At 43.2% G+C, this 19,375-nt stretch carries 23 protein-coding genes; 6 read left to right on the top strand and 17 right to left on the bottom strand.

Annotation, left to right across the window (positions count from 1 at the left end):
• Nucleotides 1-106: 106 nt before the first annotated feature.
• From ABXS78_RS03560 to ABXS78_RS03500, 13 genes are all read right to left on the bottom strand, one after another.
• Nucleotides 107-730 carry a TetR family transcriptional regulator gene (locus ABXS78_RS03560; RefSeq protein ID WP_095223407.1) on the bottom strand — a complete coding sequence of 208 codons (624 nt, stop codon included), beginning with the start codon at nt 728-730 and terminating at the stop codon, nt 107-109.
• 159 nt (nt 731-889) lie between these two features.
• Nucleotides 890-1,798, bottom strand: a complete 909-nt coding sequence (locus tag ABXS78_RS03555) for an aldo/keto reductase (protein WP_366249866.1) — start codon at nt 1,796-1,798, stop codon at nt 890-892.
• Between the two features lie 26 nt (nt 1,799-1,824).
• A complete protein-coding gene (locus ABXS78_RS03550; protein ID WP_366248959.1) occupies nt 1,825-3,021 on the bottom strand; it encodes an ornithine--oxo-acid transaminase in 1,197 nt (398 codons plus the stop codon).
• A 126-nt stretch (nt 3,022-3,147) separates the two neighbouring features.
• The gene (locus tag ABXS78_RS03545; RefSeq protein WP_366248958.1) at nt 3,148-3,762 is read right to left on the bottom strand and encodes a YitT family protein; all 615 of its coding nucleotides are present in this window, start codon (nt 3,760-3,762) and stop codon (nt 3,148-3,150) included.
• Nucleotides 3,752-4,195 carry a GNAT family N-acetyltransferase gene (locus tag ABXS78_RS03540; protein WP_366248957.1) on the bottom strand — a complete coding sequence of 148 codons (444 nt, stop codon included), beginning with the start codon at nt 4,193-4,195 and terminating at the stop codon, nt 3,752-3,754. Before ABXS78_RS03540 ends, ABXS78_RS03545 begins: the two co-directional genes overlap by 11 nt.
• Nucleotides 4,196-4,379: 184 nt before the next feature.
• Nucleotides 4,380-4,958, bottom strand: coding sequence for a membrane-spanning protein (locus ABXS78_RS03535; RefSeq protein ID WP_366248956.1), 579 nt, complete (start codon nt 4,956-4,958; stop codon nt 4,380-4,382).
• Between the two features lie 104 nt (nt 4,959-5,062).
• A complete protein-coding gene (gene dltD / locus ABXS78_RS03530; protein WP_366248955.1) occupies nt 5,063-6,223 on the bottom strand; it encodes a D-alanyl-lipoteichoic acid biosynthesis protein DltD in 1,161 nt (386 codons plus the stop codon).
• Nucleotides 6,223-6,459 carry a D-alanine--poly(phosphoribitol) ligase subunit DltC gene (gene dltC, locus ABXS78_RS03525; RefSeq protein WP_095223401.1) on the bottom strand — a complete coding sequence of 79 codons (237 nt, stop codon included), beginning with the start codon at nt 6,457-6,459 and terminating at the stop codon, nt 6,223-6,225. Before dltC ends, dltD begins: the two co-directional genes overlap by 1 nt.
• Before the next feature lie 15 nt (nt 6,460-6,474).
• On the bottom strand, nt 6,475-7,632 hold the full coding sequence (gene dltB / locus ABXS78_RS03520) for a D-alanyl-lipoteichoic acid biosynthesis protein DltB (RefSeq protein WP_366248954.1): 1,158 nt from the start codon (nt 7,630-7,632) through the stop codon (nt 6,475-6,477).
• Nucleotides 7,629-9,137: a D-alanine--poly(phosphoribitol) ligase subunit DltA gene (gene dltA, locus ABXS78_RS03515; protein WP_366248953.1), complete on the bottom strand. Its 1,509-nt coding sequence runs from the start codon at nt 9,135-9,137 to the stop codon at nt 7,629-7,631. Before dltA ends, dltB begins: the two co-directional genes overlap by 4 nt.
• A gap of 17 nt (nt 9,138-9,154) precedes the next feature.
• A complete protein-coding gene (locus tag ABXS78_RS03510) occupies nt 9,155-9,301 on the bottom strand; it encodes a teichoic acid D-Ala incorporation-associated protein DltX (RefSeq protein WP_366248952.1) in 147 nt (48 codons plus the stop codon).
• Between the two features lie 15 nt (nt 9,302-9,316).
• On the bottom strand, nt 9,317-9,988 hold the full coding sequence (locus ABXS78_RS03505; protein ID WP_366248951.1) for a response regulator transcription factor: 672 nt from the start codon (nt 9,986-9,988) through the stop codon (nt 9,317-9,319).
• Between the two features lie 82 nt (nt 9,989-10,070).
• Nucleotides 10,071-11,816 carry a HAMP domain-containing sensor histidine kinase gene (locus tag ABXS78_RS03500; RefSeq protein WP_366248950.1) on the bottom strand — a complete coding sequence of 582 codons (1,746 nt, stop codon included), beginning with the start codon at nt 11,814-11,816 and terminating at the stop codon, nt 10,071-10,073.
• A 191-nt stretch (nt 11,817-12,007) separates the two neighbouring features.
• On the opposite strand from ABXS78_RS03500, the gene ABXS78_RS03495 reads away from it, so the two are divergent.
• From ABXS78_RS03495 to ABXS78_RS03480, 4 genes are all read left to right on the top strand, one after another.
• The gene (locus ABXS78_RS03495) at nt 12,008-12,643 is read left to right on the top strand and encodes a cupin domain-containing protein (RefSeq protein ID WP_366248949.1); all 636 of its coding nucleotides are present in this window, start codon (nt 12,008-12,010) and stop codon (nt 12,641-12,643) included.
• 112 nt (nt 12,644-12,755) lie between these two features.
• Entirely contained in the window at nt 12,756-13,103 is a 348-nt protein-coding gene (locus tag ABXS78_RS03490) for a DUF4870 domain-containing protein (protein WP_366248948.1), read from the top strand.
• A complete protein-coding gene (locus ABXS78_RS03485) occupies nt 13,093-13,557 on the top strand; it encodes a hypothetical protein (protein WP_366248947.1) in 465 nt (154 codons plus the stop codon). Before ABXS78_RS03490 ends, ABXS78_RS03485 begins: the two co-directional genes overlap by 11 nt.
• Entirely contained in the window at nt 13,557-14,273 is a 717-nt protein-coding gene (locus ABXS78_RS03480; RefSeq protein WP_366249865.1) for a MerR family transcriptional regulator, read from the top strand. The genes ABXS78_RS03485 and ABXS78_RS03480 overlap by 1 nt, the downstream gene beginning before the upstream one ends.
• Before the next feature lie 35 nt (nt 14,274-14,308).
• On the opposite strand, the gene ABXS78_RS03475 is transcribed toward ABXS78_RS03480, so the two are convergent.
• A complete protein-coding gene (locus tag ABXS78_RS03475) occupies nt 14,309-14,740 on the bottom strand; it encodes an Rrf2 family transcriptional regulator (RefSeq protein WP_366248946.1) in 432 nt (143 codons plus the stop codon).
• A gap of 159 nt (nt 14,741-14,899) precedes the next feature.
• Here ABXS78_RS03475 and hmpA point away from each other — a divergent pair, with 159 nt between their 5' ends.
• Nucleotides 14,900-16,075, top strand: a complete 1,176-nt coding sequence (hmpA, locus tag ABXS78_RS03470; RefSeq protein ID WP_366248944.1) for an NO-inducible flavohemoprotein — start codon at nt 14,900-14,902, stop codon at nt 16,073-16,075.
• Nucleotides 16,076-16,111: 36 nt separating this feature from the next.
• On the opposite strand, the gene ABXS78_RS03465 is transcribed toward hmpA, so the two are convergent.
• Nucleotides 16,112-16,549, bottom strand: a complete 438-nt coding sequence (locus ABXS78_RS03465; RefSeq protein ID WP_366248942.1) for an Rrf2 family transcriptional regulator — start codon at nt 16,547-16,549, stop codon at nt 16,112-16,114.
• Nucleotides 16,550-16,701: 152 nt separating this feature from the next.
• Here ABXS78_RS03465 and ABXS78_RS03460 point away from each other — a divergent pair, with 152 nt between their 5' ends.
• On the top strand, nt 16,702-17,343 hold the full coding sequence (locus ABXS78_RS03460) for an NAD(P)-dependent oxidoreductase (RefSeq protein WP_366248941.1): 642 nt from the start codon (nt 16,702-16,704) through the stop codon (nt 17,341-17,343).
• A 38-nt stretch (nt 17,344-17,381) separates the two neighbouring features.
• Here the strand turns inward: ABXS78_RS03460 and ABXS78_RS03455 are convergent, their stop codons facing one another.
• Together ABXS78_RS03455 and ABXS78_RS03450 are read right to left on the bottom strand one after the other, a co-directional pair.
• Nucleotides 17,382-17,891, bottom strand: coding sequence for a type 1 glutamine amidotransferase domain-containing protein (locus ABXS78_RS03455; protein WP_095223390.1), 510 nt, complete (start codon nt 17,889-17,891; stop codon nt 17,382-17,384).
• Between the two features lie 81 nt (nt 17,892-17,972).
• Nucleotides 17,973-19,268, bottom strand: a complete 1,296-nt coding sequence (locus ABXS78_RS03450; RefSeq protein ID WP_366248940.1) for a citrate:proton symporter — start codon at nt 19,266-19,268, stop codon at nt 17,973-17,975.
• Nucleotides 19,269-19,375: the final 107 nt, after the last annotated feature.

Below are 19,375 nucleotides of genomic sequence, written 5' to 3'. Positions count from 1 at the left end.
TGCAAAAGCGGCCGTTTGCAGAGTGTTGCGTTGATTCCTTGTTTTTGCAGAGTCTCAACTAGCTTCTTCATCAAATCATCGCTTTTTTTGATTACAGTGCTGTACATCAGTCGACCTCTTTTCTTTGCAGTCCTTTTTTTATCAAGCTAATTTGTGCTTCATAATTGAAAATGGCTTCTTCATCCGTAAGATTATGAACAAATACCTGCACAAGATTATGAAAAGTAATAGCTCCAACGATCCTGATGACATGCGTCAATTCCTGCTTATCTTCAATGTTCAGATAAGAGGTATCTACCATCTCAAGTGTTTGAGAACGTTCATTCTTCAAGCTTTCTTTATATATGTTATTTGCCATAGTATTTTCCTTCCTATGGTTCATATTCAGAAAAGCATACCGAAGAAAGTCATTATGCTCTTCATGATGACGTAAAGAAATCATATATCGGAACTGTTCCACCAAGGCTTCAAATAAATTACCTTTCTTTTCCTGAAGAATCGAATTCAGCTTTTTATTATTCTCCTGCGCTACCTGATTCAACAAATAATAATACAGGTCTTCCTTATCCTCGAAATACTGATAAAAGCTGCCTCGCGGTATCCCGGCATCTTTAATGATGTTCGCTATAGACGCTTCATGCAGAGGGACACGGGAGAATTCTTTTTTTGCTGATTGAATCAGTGTATTCTGTTTATCTTCCGGTAAAGAAAGAAAGGTTTGTTTCGGCATTTCTTCCCTCCTGCCTAAACATATGACACTGTGTCACAATTGATGATAAATTGATTATATGTGACACAGTGTCACATGTCAAGACTACTTTACCAGTTATTACCATACGAAGAGAAACGGATTGCCCGATAGGCAATCCGCTTATCTTCTATCATATCTTCAAGGCAGATTATTACCTGCTGCTCGATACAATTTATACCACTCTTCCCTAGTCAGCTGTACATCCTGCGCCTTACAGATAGACTGAATTCGGTCCGGGTTCATAGAACCAATGACCGCTTGGATAGATGCAGGATGGCGCAGTATCCAGGCAATCGCAATCGCTGACTTGCTAACAGTATACTCATCAGCAAGTTCCTGCAAGACTGCATTAACTTCCGGGAAGTCTGGGTTGTCGACGAATACACCTTCAATCATCCCAAATTGGAATGGAGACCAAGCTTGTACCGTCATCTTATTAAGCTGACTATACGGAAGTAAACCGCCGTCCCGTACGACTGATTCTCTATTTTGCATGTTTACATTCAAACCGGCGTCAATTAGAGGCGTATGCAGCAAACTGAACTGCAGTTGATTGATGATCAAATCTTCTTTCACATATTGCTTCAGCAGCTCTATTTGATGAGGATGATGGTTGCTGACACCGAAGTATTTCACCTTTCCGCTTTCCTTCAGATTTTGAAAAGCCTCTGCCACTTCCTCCGGCTCCATCAGTGCATCAGGACGATGCAGCAATAAGATATCGAGATAATCTGTCTGCAGCCTGTTGAGGATAGCATCCACACTGGACTGGATATGTTCCTTCGAAAAATCGAAATACCCTTTGCGGATTCCGCATTTCGACTGTAGAATTATATCCTCTCGCTTAATCGTGCTTTCTTTAAGTGCTGAAGTAAAAACTTCCTCAGACGCTCCTGCGCCGTAAATATCAGCATGATCGAATAGATTGATGCCAGCCTCAGTACTCGTCTCTATCACTTTAACAGCTTCCTGCGTATTCAGATCACTCATCCGCATACACCCTAAAGCAATTGGGGCTGTGTTCAATTCACTTGTTCCCAGCTTCATCGATATCTCTCCCTTTTGTCTTTCTTTTACCGCAATACTTGCTTCAGTTGTTCCAGAGCCCATTCCAGCTCATCCTCGGTAATGATCAAAGGCGGCGCAATGCGTATGACTGTTTCATGTGTCTCCTTGCAAAGCACACCAAGCTCTTTCAATTTCTCGCAAAATGGCCTTGCCGGCTCCGTCAATTCGATACCGATAAACAATCCTCTGCCCCTGATTTCCCTGATCTTATCTGACGTCAGCTGCTGCAGCTGTTCCCGGAGATAGGTTCCGAGACGTTGAGACCTGGCAGCGAGATCTTCTTCTTCGAGCACATCCAACGCAGCAATCGAAACAGCACACGCTAACGGATTACCCCCGAATGTGGAACCGTGTGAGCCAGGGTTGAAGACTCCCAACACATCTTTATTACCTGCCACACAGGAGATAGGAAAGACTCCGCCGCCTAATGCCTTGCCAAGGATAAACAAATCAGGGGTGACATCTTCCCAGTCACAAGCAAATCGCTTACCTGTACGTCCCAGTCCTACTTGGATCTCGTCAGCAATGAATAGGACATTCTCTTGCTTACATAATTCCGATGCTGCTTTCAGATACCCTTCTGGCGGAATAATAATGCCAGCTTCCCCTTGGATCGGTTCCAGTATGAAGGCAGCAGTATTTGGCGTGATGACCGACTTCAAAGCATCCAGATCACCGTACGGAATTATCTTAATTCCTGGAATCATCGGACCGAATCCGCGGCGGTATTCCGCTTCTGAGGATAACGAGACTGCAGTCATTGTCCGCCCATGGAAATTTCCGCTGCACACAATGATTTCTGCAAGGTCATCAGCAATCCCTTTTACATCGTACCCCCAGCGTCTGGCCGTCTTGAAAGCTGTCTCCACAGCTTCAGCACCAGTGTTCATCGGCAGAATCATGTCCTTACCCGTTAAAGCCGCAACTTTTTCATACCATAATCCTAGCTGATCATTATGGAAAGCACGGGAAGTGAGCGTAACCTTCTGTGCCTGCTTGATTAGCGCTTCAATTATTTTCGGATGCCGATGCCCCTGATTCACTGCTGAATAGGCACTAAGCATATCCATGTAGCGCTTGCCATCGGTATCCTCTACCCAAACTCCCTCCGCCTTCGCTATGACGATTGGAAGCGGGTGATAATTATTCGCTCCGTATTGGTCTGTCAATTGCATTAAATCCTGTGCATCTGTAGCCTTCATCCCAACTGCCCCTTTCCAGGTTCATTTGGCGCCCATGATACAGCGCAATCACTCTGCTTCCATTCTAACAAAGTAACAACGCTATGTAAGCGCTATATCGGAAATAAAAAAATGAATCGTCTTCCGTTAAGAGTTAGACGATTCATAGATTGGCATTATACCGAAGCGCTGAAGAACAATAAATGCATATTGCAGCAAAATGCCTCCTAATAAAACAGTCAGCACCGTACCCGGTCCAATAGGTCCAGCAAGCAAAAAAGCAGATACGAGGCAAACCGCATACAAAAATGTCCTGGCAACGGCTACACTTGTATGCAGTTTATCGATTAAGACAAGCATAAGCCGATCAATCGGAATAGGCGCGAACTTTGTATGCAGGTACAATGCTGTTCCTGCCGCAAGGAGCAGCTGTGCAGCAAGGAACAAACCCGTTCGGGTGATGATCGATTCCAGATGCATCCCTGACAGCACAAATAACCATCCATCGAGAAAAAGACCAGTTGCGAATGCAGTCAGCAATCCAGCTAATTCAGGTGCTGTACGAGTAAGCAGGGAATTTACCATAATAAAAAGACACGCAAGGATGATTTCCCACATTCCTACTGTCATCCCTGCACTTTCAGCTAGTCCAACGAGTACTGCACCGAACGGCGATGTGCCCAAATCCGCTTCTATAGTCAGGGCAATTCCAAGAGTCATCAAGAGAAGACCTGAAAAAAAGAGTATGCCTCTAACCCTCATTTTCCTGTTTCTCCATAATAAGATGAGGAATCCCATCCTCATCGAATTCATCTGAAATGCCTTTATATCCTAGCTTTTCATAGAATCCTTTTGCTTGGACTTGCGCATGGAGTTTGTATTTCTTTTTGCCTGTCTGCTTCGCTATCTCTTCAAGACTTGAAATGATGACACTGCCCAATCCATACTTTCGATACTGCTTCAGCATACAAATACGTTCCAATTTAGCATAATCATCTACATAACGAATACGGCCTGTTCCAACTGTTTCTCCTTCATGATAGACAAGGATATGTTGGCAGCCTTTTTCTAACTCATCAAACTGATCGAATTCGCCCTCTAACGCGACTCCTTGCTCTTCCACAAATACAGCTAGCCTTATCGCCTTTGCTTTTTCCAGATCATTCTTATCCTGTATAATTTTATATGAAGCCATCATACACCCTGCTTTCACTATTAATATATCTATTTAAACAATATTATGTTGCAAATGCAACATAATAAAAAGTAAAATCAAGGCTTCTTAGTATTTTTTCAGTTTCGTTCTCTCCTTTTCGGAGTGTAAAAAACAAGACCCTAAAAAAAGAAGCTGCAAGAAAATAATGCAGCTCTCTTTATCCTCATATCTCTTTCCCCTCCAGCGGCTTATTCCGGAATAAAGCATAAATACCGAAAATAACCCCACCAAGCAAACCAGCAATCAAATCTGTCATTGTATCCGTGTTCCCACTCCGCTGCATGACACTTGTCACCGTCATGTCTCCAATAAATTCGACGCTTTCCCATATTGCACTTCCTATCGTTGCCATACCGCAGACAAACAGGAAGATAATCCACCGTGAAATATAGATGCCTGCTGGTCGCAGCACTTTATAACGATATATGGCCAGTGCAAGCCAAGCGATATACATGCTTCCAACTACATGAAGCGTTACATCCCACCATTTGTACTTATCATAAAAATGGAAGATAGCACCCAAGATAAACGTACAGACAAGCAGAACATAAAATCCGAGAATATGCGGTACACGGAATGGCGTACGCTGGAAGAAGAGCAAGCCAAGCGGCAATGCACTCATAATTACCCTGCCTCCGCCTTTCGTCCAGGAATTTGTATCTCCATTTTTAAGTTCTATCACAAAGGAGACAACCATGAAGCATATGAATAGAAAGCTTAATGCAATAATCGTTTTCCTCAAACCTCATCTCTCCTTAGACTCTTTTTTCATAGTCTAACCAGTTTGGAGAGATTCTAGTGCTGATACGAAAAAAAGCGATCCACCGGATTGGTGAATCGTCTTTTCTACTGAAGGAATTTCTCCATGTCTTCGTCTAAGTAAACCCAGCCCTTCCAGCCGATATGAATCGTATCACGCATAAAATGCGGATCATATTCGTGCCCGGAATAGTCAGCATAGGTAAAACCATTATCATCAATCTGCTTTTTAATACGATTATAATAGTCTTCCCGCCCTTGTTTTGGGAATCCTGTGTAATCGTAATACTCTCCGTTAACTGGGATGATGACAAAGAGCGGTTTAGCATCTGCTTTTTTCAGAATATCCAGCATCAGCTGGAAATCCTCGTATTCAGGAGATACCGCATATGAATGTCCTTTGTTTTTGCCTTCCATTTCTTTTATATGGTTCTTCTTATGTTTATAGACCTTATAGTCGATGTGGAATTTTGAATTCTTCGTGCGTTTTTCACCGTAAGCATCTGCTTGAGCCTGCAGTTCCTCCCAAGTCTTGTCCTTCACTTTATCAGACTGATGCCGGTTCGACGGCTCATCCTTGATGAGTGTGAAATATATATCCTTCTTCTTCAGCATGGATATGTAAGCTTTAGCTGGAGCGGCTAATAGATTGAACTGGATTTTCTTTTCATCTAAGTAAGCATCGTAAAGCTGAAAGAGCATCGTGTCATTCTTCACGGCATCATATGACATCAGCCTTTTCATCAGATCCTGTTTTACCTGCTCATCTATTTCATTATTAAATGGCAGCTGGTATGCCTGCAACGAAGAATAGTTTGGTGCGAAGTGCTGTTCATCTGTACCATGTTTTACGAACCACTGCGGTGACACGATGATCACCATCCTTTTATCCTTCAGTTTGTCAGCTTGTGTTGCAAAGTTGAGATCATTGATGATGGATGTTGTACCGCCTTTTCCCACTAAATAAGGAGTAAAATCAGCTCCCGTTGCTTCGAAGTAATTCGACGGATGAAACGGGTCCCAGCGTGATAGCTCGGAGGATCCGTAAATCGGAACATATCCTGGATCAGCAAGCATCTCACTTTGTAAATATGTTCCCTGAAACATATTCGGTTCCAGACTGGTTGCTGACTCTTGCAATCGATCTGCCGGCACCAGTTTAGCCAGCCAGGAAGCCGGCACAAAGACGAGACCGGCAAACAGGACCAATGCTAAAATAATCGGTCCGAATAGATACTTCTTCTTCATTATTTCAGCTCATTCAGACGTTCGATAATAGCATTTGGTGTATTCCACGTATCACGGTCGAACTCTGTAATCGGTACATTGATGCCAAGCTGTTCTTCAAATTGAACAATCAGCTCCACTGTTGCAAAGGAATCCAGCAATCCTGCTTCGAAAATATCTAGATCGTGCTCCTCTTTTACAACATCATCCTCACAAACTTCTGCAATAACTTGTAGTACTTTCTCTTTGAAATCCATTAATATATTCCCCTTTTATTGAAATGGTCTGCCGGAAAACAGATAAAATCCGAAACAGACGACATGAAAAGTGATGACAATCGACACAATTGTCATAATCTTGCCTGTCGGCCAGCGCTTATGTTTTTTATTCCATGTCTCAAAATAATTGAAAGCTGTCATCATCAAGGCGTGATAAGCCCCATAGACAATATACTGAATTGCTAATCCATGCCATACTCCCATCAGCAGAAATAGCAGGATATAGCCGAGATTCGAAACGAGCATTTTGTTTTGGATCCATTTTTTCTTCTTCATCAGGAAGACGAATCGCATGAACACATAGTCCCGGAACCAAAATGACAGCGACATATGCCATCGGTTCCAGAAATCCTTAATGTTCCGGCTGATGAACGGCATGTTGAAGTTCTCCGGTGAACGTATGCCCATCATATAGCTGACACCGACTGCAAATAACGTATACCCCGCAAAGTCGAAGAACAGATATAAGCTATAACTGTACATATACAGCAGATGATAGCTGAACCTGCCGTCTGCGATATGATCGAGATTCATGATGAAATAGGTGTTGATTGCATACCCGATGATGAACTTATACAAGAAGCCGAGGAAGATCTTATTGATCCCTTTATAAAGCAGCTCCTTGTATTCTTCTGGTGTCCATCGCTTTTCTTCGTCCTTCTGAAAACGTCGGAACCGATCAATCGGACCAGACGAAATCGTCGGGTAAAACAGCATGAAATTCACAAGCTGATAAATTGACAGCTGCTGTTTTATCAAACCATCTCTCGTTTCGATAATGACTTGTACAGCTCGGAATGTCAGATACGAGATTCCGAGAAAGCTTGCCCAGTTATCCACAGCCAGGAACGGCAGAATTTTCGATAAGATCAAAGGCAAAATTGACAAGAAACTCATTAGATAGAATACAAGACTGCTATTCTTTTTCTGCCTATATGAGATATAGCCTTTGATCAGCACCAGCTGCAAGACAGTGAAGATGACGAGTGAATAAAACCCTTCATCCCCGCCTGAAAAGATCAAGGCCAGGACAGCAATCGAAACGAAAACATTGTAATAGCGCAATTGCTTGCCCATGAGACCTAGAATCATCGTTGGCAGCAGCAGGATGCCTAGAATAATAAAGAAAAGGAACGAACTATACGGGGTCATGCGAATACCTCTTCCTTCATCTTCTTACGGTCGGCTTTCCCGTTCATTGTCATTGGAATGATGGAATGATAAGTGAATTTACGCGGAATCATATAAGCTGGCAGACGCAAAGCAAGATCCTTCCGAATAGCTGCTGTGAGCTGGTACTCTTTTTCAAAGTCATGTTCCTCTGGTACGACAGCGGCAATCAAATATTCAATTTCCTCTTCCGGCACATAAGGAATGATAATGGCAGACTTGATATATTCGGATTGATGTAAGTGGAACTCGATTTCCTCCAGCTCCATCCGGTAGCCATGCAGCTTGATCTGATAATCCAGTCTGCCTTGGCAGTAAACTATTCCGTCCTTGATAAAACCAGCATCGCCAGTTTGATAAGCTTGCATATCATACAGAATGCCATATGCTTGTTCTGTCAGCAGCGGCTCACCAAGGTACCCTTTTGTCACACTCGGTCCCACGAGAATAAGCTCACCTTTTTCTCCATCCGGCACTGGATTACCTGCTTCGTCCACGACAAGAATCCGCATATCCGGTTTCGGACGGCCGACCGGCAATGCTTCCTCTTTTGCCAGCAATTCCGGTGTCACTTCGATCGACGTCACGGCAACTGTTGCTTCTGTTGGTCCGTATGTATTGAAAATCCTCGCTTGCGGGAAACGCTCCTTTAATTCTTTTGCTGTCGCAAGTGGTAGAACTTCTCCACAGAATAGGAAGGTATCCAGCTCCGGAAGCATCTCCGCATTGAAGTCTGGGTTGGGAAAACACATTTGAACAAAGGATGGCGTAGAAGTCCAAATCTGCAAAGCCGAATTGCTGAGGTTCTCAAACAGCTGCTTTGGCTTATTGATCACATCTTTCATCAGCGCATGGATGGTACCTCCGCTTTGTAACGCCGGATAGAAATCCATCACAGATAAATCAAATGAGAATGGTGCTTGATTCAGGAATACTTTTCCTTGTTCGAGCGGAAAGTCACTCGTCATCCAATCAGTGAAGGATTGCAGGTTCGCTGCTGTTACTTGTACACCTTTCGGATTCCCGGTGCTTCCGGATGTGTAGATGATATAAAATACTTCATCTTCCTTCACCCACAAGTCACGATCGATAATATTTTCTTCTTGTTCCAGCTTTAGAGCTGCTGGGTATAAAACTGCAATATTATCGAGCCTAAGGTCAGAATTAGTTGTATTGATGACCAAGCCCGCTCCGGATTTCTCCACGATAAGACGCACCCGTTCCATCGGAATGGATGTATCAATAGGTATGTAAGGATAGCCAGCCTTTACACAGGCAAGGAAGGATACCGGCATATCCGTTCCCATATGGCCGTACACAACAATCGGCGTCTGCCGTTCAAGCTGAGAGCTATTTTGGATAAGAGCTGCCAGTCTGTCCGAGCGATCCCAGAGCATCCTGTAGCTGATCGCATCCTCTCCATTACGGAATGCCGTCTGCTCCGGTCTAATTGCCGCATGCTGTGCAATAGTGGTTAAAAGTTTCATTGTGATATCTTCTCCAATTAAAAATCGTTATATATGTAGTTGCCTGTATTGGCTGTATGGAAGCCATACAGCATGAACAAGGTGATAAGTATTGCCAAATAGAAACATGTATGCACAAAAAAGCGGACACCTGTATGTGCATACAGCTGCTTGATCTTATTCATTTTTTCCTCTGCCTTCTATTCAAATTTATACCCGGTACCTATGACAGTCCGGATATGATGGGACTCGTCACCAAGCTTGGCTCGCAGCTTCTTAATATGCGTGTCTACGACTCGATTGTCCCCTTCGAAGTCTATGCCCCATACATGATTCAGAATTGTTTCACGTGAAAGGACGTTATTTTTATGATGCAGCAGGAGCAGCAGCAGATCATATTCCTTCGGTGTCAGCTCGACTTGCTGTTTATCCACTTCCAGCTGACGTGACTTTGTATTGACCACGGCATGACCGAAGCTGAGCATATGACCATTTGGCAAGTAATGTTCTGTCGCTCGCTTCATCAAGGAATTAGCCCGCGCAACTAGCACTTTCGGGCTAAACGGCTTCGTTACATAATCATCTGCTCCCAGATCGAATCCATGAATTTTATCATCATCACTGGATTTGGCTGTCAACAGGATGATCGGCACACCCGATTTTGCACGGACCTCTTTTGTAACCGCAAATCCATCCATCTTCGGCATCATGATATCCAGTATGACCAAATCGGGATAAATAGCATCAAACCAATCAATAGCACTGCTGCCATTATCGGTTTCATGCACTTCCCAGCCATCCATTTTAAAGTAGTCCGCCACTACTTCCCGGATGCGTAATTCATCCTCGACAAGCAGCACTTTCTTTCTCATCGTGAATCCTTCCTTCCAACTGATATACATAAATTAACAAGCTTATATGTCCTTCATGTGTCCAAATAAGTAATTTTCCCCATTACTTATAAAATCGCACGATGAAACGGACTCCTTCTGGCGTATTCTCCACTCCGTAGCTGAAGTGGTGCAAATCGAGAATTTGCTGTACGATTGCAAGTCCCAAACCTGTGCCGCCTGTCAATCTGCTACGGGATGCCTCTGTGCGGTAAAAACGGTTCCAGATTTTATCGAGCTGCTCCTCCGGTATTTGGGAACCCTTGTTATCAATCATGAACACACTGCCGGCGGTATCCAGATCTGTTTCAATACGGATAGTAATGACAGAATCTGTTTCACTATGACGGACTGCATTAACAAGCAGATTCCGCATCACCCGCTCCATCCATTCATAATCTGCCGTAATCGGCATCTCATTCCTAGGCATCACTTCAATGGATACCTGCTTTTCCTTTGCCATGCAGTATAGTTTGTCGGACAGATCTTCTATCATTTCACTCAGTAGAAATGATGATTTTCTTAGTTTAATAGCTCCGTTCTCAAGCTTAGCCAAATCAAGCATATCTCCGATCAGCACTTGCATCTTGTCGGATTCCTCAATGATCACGTCAATATAGTGATCCTGTTTGTCCGGACTGATTCCATCCTGCAGCCCTTCTGCGAAGCTTTTGACAATACTGAGCGGCGTCTTCAGCTCATGAGAAGCATGCTCAAAGAATTCACGCTGCGCTTTTTCCATCTGTTTGCGTTTCTCCATATCCTGCTTCAGCTTTTCATTGGCCTGCTTCAAGTCATCCAGTGCTACATCCAAGTTCTGTGCCATGATCAGCATGCTATTGGAAAGGCTGCCAAGTTCATCTTTTTGCTTGATTGGCTTCACCGACGAAAAGTCTAGGTGGACCATTTTTTTAGCCATTTCATTCAGCTTGATCAACGGACTGCTCACAAGACGCGAGTAGAACAAAGAAAGCAATAGAATGAGGACGAAACCCGCGATGCCGATATATAGATAAAATACGCGCAGTGCTTCATTTGTATCTTTTGTTTCCTGCAAGGATGTAACAGAGAACAAGTATTGCATCTCTCCATCCTTTTTGACTGGTTCAATCAGTACAAGGTTATGCTTTCCACTCCATGCTTCTACCCAGTCCAGCTGTTGACTCCCACCTTTGTTAAGCTGCTTCAGCAGATCTTCATCAAGCGGGAACCATTCCAGCAGGGCATCATAAAGAAGACCTAATCCTCTATTGGACATACCGCCCCGAGGCAGCGAAACACTTTTCACTTTACCTTTCCATGTCATTTCATTTTCTTCGAGATGTTCGCCGACACTCTGCCCATCCTTCGTGATGACAGATGGATATATAACCGAAGTAACTGACATATCTGTTTCCCCATATATCTCTAGCGTGTCTCCCTTTCTGATGTCCAACGTATTCAAGTCGCTTCCATAATCCGTTACAAATAAAGACAGTGCCACTTCCAGAACCTCACCGGATTCCGTTTCCACCATAATGTTAATTGGATCCTGCACCAGCTGATATCCTTCTGCATCGACAATTGTCAGAGGACTTTTCGTCTCCTGCATATAAGACAATGTTTGCTTCGTCAGTTCCTCTGCGCTCCAGGAATTGTCCTCATAACCATTTGCCAATGTATGCAAATGCTCGGCAGCTTCTTTCGTTTTATAGTGCTGATAAAAGCTATCAAAGAACACAAGCTGGAAAATCATGATCATCGCATAAAATGCCAAGAAAAATAAAGCTGTCACAGCGAACAGCTTGATCGTAATGCCTCGTTTTCTCATGTGGTACCCCTTTATGTACTATGACAGTTAGTTATGTATACTGTAATTTATCGATATGTATTTTGTGTGTCCGCATACTACATCAGCGTACACGCATTTATAAAAATACGGAACCCTTTTTTTGTAAAATCCAAATGCTCGCCTCCTGCATAATCTAACTTCGAAGCACTTAACAGAAAGAAGGGGAAGGCATGGGGAAAGAAAATGAGTACATGGACTATACGAAGGGCAATGTCCAGTATTTTAGCGATGTGAATAAAAACCGGCTATTCACTAGGAATAGCCGGAACTATATCAACCGGCTGGGCCGGGATGTATTGAATACATTGGGAAATGTCTCCCTTCTTGATATCTATTTAAGCAAAGGGAAAACAGTCGAACCTCATTATCATCAAAACGCTGCAGAACTTGTTTATTGTATAAGCGGGTCAGCTCAAGTCTCCCTGATTAATCCATTCACAAACAAAGTCGAAAACATCCGCATCACCCGGGGCCAAGTCGCGAATGTCCCGCAAGGCTGGTGGCACTGGGAAACAGCAGCAGAAGATCAAACGCATCTGCTGGCAATTTTCGACGCACCATACCCTGAATATATTTTCGGCTCGGATATCCTGGCGAGGACACCGGCAGAAGTACTCGCTAAAACCTATTGCTTGGATAAAACAAAACTTCAGGAAACATTGCGCCCGCTCAACAACCAGACCATCATCATCGGCCCGCCAGACGAATGCAGCCAAAGGCTGGAGCAGGAAGAAAATCTTGATGAAGAACACTCAAATTCATCAGATTACTATATGGACGGGTATCAATATTATCGTTTTAAATAAAAGCAGTCTCTCCTTCGATTGGAGAGGCTGTTCTTATTTGATATAAACTACTTGAACCTCCAGTTACGTCACCCTTTATGGTTGTACTTATCAACCAATAGGAGGAACTGACATGCCATTGAAACAAAAAATCCTTGCAAGTATGATGCATCTGTTATCCTTATTCCTTACTTTCTTCCTGCCGCTCATTGTATTGCTCTTTGTTCAAAAACGGAGCAGCTACTTCAGTCATCATGCAAAGGAGGGCTTGAATTTGCATTTCACCTTTTTTCCGGTCTTTCTTTTACTCCGAATAATTGCAATAAACTGGCCTCCCGCTAGTGTGGTATCCATGCTGTTAATCGGATTGGAGACAGTACTTATCTTGTGGGCTGCATATTGTACCTTAATGAATAGACCCTTCTCCTATCCTGTGATTCGATTTTTCAAAGTCAAAGGAGAAACACCCTATGCTTTCTGATATCCATGATTACTTAGCTTCAATCCCGACATTCTACCTCTGCTTATTGTTGATTCTGCTAAGCGCGGTTCCTTTCGTTGAAGCGCATATAACTGTCCCTTTAGGAATCATGCTGGGTGTGCCTTTTCCAGTCTGTTGCCTGATCGGTCTTTCTGCCAATTTCCTATCCGTGATGCTTGCAGTAAAATGGATGAAGAAGATCAAAAAAGATACCTATTCTTTCACTAGAATGGACAGAGCAAAAGTTCTCGGCAAACGTTATGGGGTACCGGGTTTGGCTTTAATGGGACCTATACTAGGGGCAAATCATATCAGCGCCGCTGCTGCTGTACTTCTAGGAGCGAGTATACGGAGCATTTACTTTTGGCAGCTTGTGAGCATCAGTATTTGGGGGATTGGTACCGGCTTTCTATTCCTGCATGGCATGTCATTATTCAAGGAGGGCAGTTTTTGATGACAGATGGAACAACATATACAATTGGTGAAATGGTAACCAAAGGTCAAGTCAGCATTCGCACACTTCGCTATTATGATCAGATCGATCTCTTAAAACCAACAACCCACACAGAAGGCGGTCACCGCTTATATTGCGATGAAGATTTGAGTCGGTTATATTCCATTCAATCTATGAAAAGTATCGGACTCTCTTTAAAAGAAATCAAAGACATTTTAAATTCCGGCCACTTGCGGGGACATGAAGTTCATCGTTCGCTGCAATTTCAGCGTAAAATGCTTACGGCAAAAAAACAGACAATCGAAGATATGATAGCGGATATTGACCATATGCTCCGCATTACGGAAGCTGATCAAGAAATCGATATTAATATTTTTTGTTCCATGCTTCATTACATTACTGCCAAAGAATCCATTAAGGAATGGCAGCAAGCAGAGAAGCTGACGGCAGAAACAGACGGTAATGAAACCTTGGAAAAGGAATGGAACACCATTTTGTCCAGCCTGAAAAAAGTGATACAAACGGAAACTTCCCCAACAGCACCTCAGGTACAGCACTCTGTCGGTAAGCTGCTGGATTTGATGGAACGGACTGCTGGAGATAGAAAGACAATTCCACTGCCTCAAGCAGCACCTCCGATCATTACTCCTTTTTCCGAGAAAGATCAGCTATATCTTAAAGAAGCCATCAAGATTTATAAAGAAAACAAAAAGTAATCAAAAAGCTGCCAATACTTGGCAGCTTTCTCTATTTATCGAAGCAGCATCCGTAAATCTGCTTCGTTTTCTAATAGATCCTGCAAGGTGTACGCATCAAGCACCTGCAGATACGCATGCAGTGCCTTACCCAAAATTCCCCTCAAACCACATACAGAAGCAATCGGACATGTATTGTTATCCCTATTGAAGCATTCCACCAAATAAAAATCATCTTCCATTCTACGCACAACCGCTCCGATATTGATTTCTTTTGGATCATGCGCCAGTCTGATACCGCCCGAACGTCCCCTCACCGCTTCAATATAGCCGGCTTGTCGCATTTCGTGTGCTACTTTCATCAAATGATTTTTGGATATATTATATGCTGTCGCAATCTCTTGAATCGTCGACAGCTTGTCTTTTTCTTTTGTTCCCAAATAAAGAAGGACTCTTAGGGAAAAATCGGTATACATCGTCAATCGCATCTTGGTACATCCTCCTCTTCTTGTGGATTATAGCATAACTGAATAACTGAATGGGCATAAAGGGAATGTGACACTTTTGTTAAAGTGGCATTTAAAATATATCTTTTACCTGCAGTTAGTTCTATGATAGAGATAGATCGATGAAAGAAGGAATCCAACATGTTATCAAAAGAAACTATCGACATCATCAAAAGCACGGTACCTGTGCTAGAAGAACACGGTACTCAAATTACTACTGTCTTTTATGAAGAATTGTTTAAAGCACACCCTGAACTTCTGAACATTTTCAATCATGTAAATCAGGCAAGAGGCAAACAGCAAACAGCTCTCGCTAATGCTGTCTATGCAGCTGCAGTACATATCGATAAGCTGGAAGCCATATTGCCGACAGTCGTACAGATTTCTCACAAGCATGTCAGCTTAGGTGTAAAACCTGAACATTACCCCGTTGTAGGCGAATACTTGCTTAAAGCAATCAAAATGGTTCTTGGAGATGCTGCGACACCTGAAATTTTGAAAGCATGGGAAGAAGCATATGGCGTCATCGCTGATGCCTTCATTGGTGTTGAAGCGAATATGTATGAAGAGAATGAAAAGAAAGAAGGCGGCTGGGCATCCTTTAAAGACTTTGTCGTCGAAAAGAAAGTCAAAGAAAGTAATGTTATCACGTCATTCTACTTGAAACCTGCTGATTCGGAACGTGTGCCTGATTTCGAACCAGGTCAGTATATTTCCGTCCGTGTATCCATACCTGGGGAAAAATACATGATGATTCGTCAGTACAGTTTATCTAAGACGCCTTCATCGGATACGTTCCGTATTTCCGTGAAGAAAGAAGACGATAATAATCCCGATGGCAAGGTTTCTGTCTACTTACATGAACAAGTAAAAGAAGGAGACAAACTCGAGATAAGTGCACCAGCTGGTGTCTTCACACTTGATAAAAATGCGGATAGACCGATTGCTTTCATCGCAGGTGGTGTTGGAATTACGCCAATCATGAGTATGTTAGAGACTCTAGCAGCAGAAGATTCCAAGCACGAAGTCGTTTTTCTGCAAGCTGCCCGAACTCCAGAGTTTGCTGCTTTCACTAAGCAGATCCAAAGCATTCAAGAAAAAATGCCTAATTTAACGTATCAGACATATTATGAAGATAAAAGAATCGATGAAACTGTCCTCAAGGATATGGTGAAGACAGACAGCGATGTGTATGTTTGTGGTCCAGCTGGTTTCATGGAATTCATTATCTCTACCTTATACCACTTTGGCATCAGTGAAGAACAAATCCATTTTGAGTTCTTCGGCCCTGCCGCTGATCTGGAAAAGGCTCAATAAAACAAGTAAGCGCACTGCCCGAGGCAGTGCGCTTTTTTATTCTTTCTGCTTATCTTGCTCTTCTATACTTTGCACAATATCCTCAATCGTCACATGTGCCAATGCTTTTTCCATGACTGCCTGTGCTCCAGCGAATATAGGTAGAACGGCTGCTTGGATATTTCTGCCCACTGTACATTGTGGATTTGGATTTCCATGAACACTGAAGAGCTCATTTTCCGGGACTGCTTCCACAGCTTTGTACACATCAAGCAGCGTAATTTCATTAAGCTTGCGAGCTAGTTCTGCTCCAGCTACTCCTGGCCGTACATGAACCAGCTCCGCTTTTTTCAGCATACCCATGATCTTACGGATAACGACCGGGTTCGTATTGACACTGGCTGCGATGAACTCAGACGAATTGACCTCGTCCTTATTCACTTCAAGAAGCGTCAGTATATGAATACCAACAGCAAAACGGCTGCTTATTGACATAATTTCCAGCTCACTTTCAAATGAATTCCTATCTTTATAGTATAACGCAAAATGAAACAGGTAAAAGGAAAGTGTTGACAGGTTACCACCTGTAACTTATTATAATACATGTAACTAATTAAATTACAGGTTAATCATAAGGAGGATTTCTCATGAAAATAGGAGTTATCGGAGCCACGGGTAAAGCTGGCAGCTTCATTACGAAAGAAGCATTGGATCGCGGACATGAGGTGACAGCAATCGTACGCAACGCTGCAAAAGTAGATCAAAGCAATATAAATGTACTGGAAAAAGAAATATTCGATATCCAGGCAGACGATATTAAAGATTTTGATGTAATCGTCAACGCCTTCAATTCTGCTCCCGGTCAAGAGAAACAGCATATCGAAGCGGGTCATATTCTTATTGAAGCATTGAAAGATGCTCCTTCCACTCGCCTGCTCGTTGTCGGGGGAGCTGGAAGTCTGTTTGTGGATGACAAGAAGACAACGCGTGTCTTCGAAACGCCTGACTTCCCGGATGCTTACTTGCCGACAGCTACCAATATGGGTGAAAACTTAAAAGAGCTGGAATACAGTGAAGGCATCCAATGGACATACATCAGTCCTGGCGGATTCTTCGATGCAGAAGGTAAAAGGACTGGAAGCTACCAATCCGGCGGTGACGTCATGATTTTGAATAAACAAGGCAACAGCTATATCAGCTATGCTGACTATGCTATTGCTATGTTGGATGAGATCGAGAAACCTGCACATCCAAATGAACGCTTCTCTGTCGTTGGGGAAAAGGAATAATAAAAAGGCGCAAGACCAAACGGTCCTGCGCCTTTCTCTTATTTCAACAGATTCAATGATTCGCGGTTGAATGCTTCCAAATCATCAGGTGTTCTGCTTGTTACGATGTTATGGCTTACGACTACCTCTTCATCTTTGTAGTTAGCACCAGCATTGATCAAGTCTTTACGAACACTGCGATAGCCTGTAATATCCTTGCCTTTTAGCAAGTCTGTATCGATCAATACTTGCGGACCATGGCAGATGGCGAATACAGGTTTTTCATTTTCTACGAAAGCTTTCGCAAATTCACCAGGACGGTCATCTCCGCGAAGCAAGTCAGGAGAGAATCCTCCAGGAATCAATAATGCATCGAAATCACTTGCATCCACATCGGAAATCGCTTTGTCGATTTTCACTTTCTCGCCGTGCTTACCATTAACTTCTTTACCAGCTTCGAACTCAATGTTTACGACACTGTGGCCAGCTTCTTCGTATGCTTTTACCGGACTTGTATATTCGATATCTTCAAATTCATCTGTAATTAAAACTGCGATTTTTTTACTCATATATAGCCCCTCCTATTATTTCCTTAACTTAAGACTAACAGATGATTTTCACTCTGTTCAAGTATCGTGCTCAACAGCAGATTACCCGATACTGATAACTCCAAATATCAACGCTGCAATCGTCATCACAATGGTCGATCCGAATGCCCAGAGCATAGCATAGCGCTGCAATTCACCAAATTGGATACCTACCATTCCGATCAGAAGATGTGCTGCGGCTACTAGCGGACTCAATACGTGCACTGGCTGCCCAAGCAACGCCGCACGACCGATTTCTACCTTGCTGACACCGTACGCCTGTGCTGCTTCTGCCAGGATCGGCAGTACGCCCAGATAGAATGCATTATTGGACATAAAGAATGTAAATGGCGCACTGATGATGGCAATGATGACAGCGAGATAAGGAGACATGAACTCTGGGATGATGGATACAAGTGTATTCGCCATAGCATCAATCATTTCCGTTCCAGACATGATACCTGTGAAAATACCAGCAGCTATGACTATCGTCGTAACTGCTAATCCGTTTTTCGCATGCGCAGCCATTCGTTCCTGCTGATCACTCATACGTGGGTAGTTGATCATCAGAGCGACAGCAAAAGCAACCATGAACAATATTGTCAGCGAGATGAAGTCCATGATTAGGCAGACAAGCAATGCTATTGTAAGCAGCAAGTTGACCCAAACGAGCTTCGGACGGCGATAAGCTGGCACCTCTTCTGCGGCACTGATTTCTCTGTGCGTTTGATCATCCAGCTGCACAACCCCGAGACGCTTCCTTTCCTTTCTTCCAAGGATGAAAGCTACTGTTATCGCATAAACGAGCCCTACTCCCATAACAGGAATTATCGGTATGAACAGCTCAGATGCTTCCAGATTCAAAGCAGCCATAGCCATAGCCGAAGCCCCGCCCCATGGGGTGATATTCATGACTCCCATTGAAAGCATGGCTACTGTAGCAAGAATCAAACGATTCATACCTAATCGTTTGTAAAGCGGCAGCAAGGCTGAAACAGTGATCATATATGTCGTTGTACCGTCTCCATCAAGTGCTACCATCATAGAAAGAATAGATGTACCAACAACGATTTTAAGCGGATCTCCCTTAACCACCTTCAAAATGAAATTGATCAGCGGATCGAAAAGACCAGCATCAATCATGACTCCGAAGTAAAGGATAGCAAACAGGATCATAATAGCGGTGGCCGCTATTCCCTCTACACCTTCCAGCATCATCGGTCCGAGCGAAGAAGTGAAACCGCCAATTATTCCGAACAGGATAGGAATAAGCGTCAACGCCACAAGCGGCGATAGCTTTTTAGACATAATTAAATACATAAATACAGCAACCATGGAGAAGCCCAATAAAGATAACAAAAGTATGTCCTCCTTCAAACAGCGCTATTTGTTAGCGCTTTCATTTGAAAGAAGTGTAACATTATGTTCAAAACATGCACAGTTTACTTACATTAAGTGCATTTTTT

The organism is Terribacillus aidingensis, from assembly GCF_040703035.1.
Taxonomy (GTDB): domain Bacteria; phylum Bacillota; class Bacilli; order Bacillales; family Amphibacillaceae; genus Terribacillus.
This window is presented reverse-complemented; position numbering and strand designations above follow the sequence as displayed.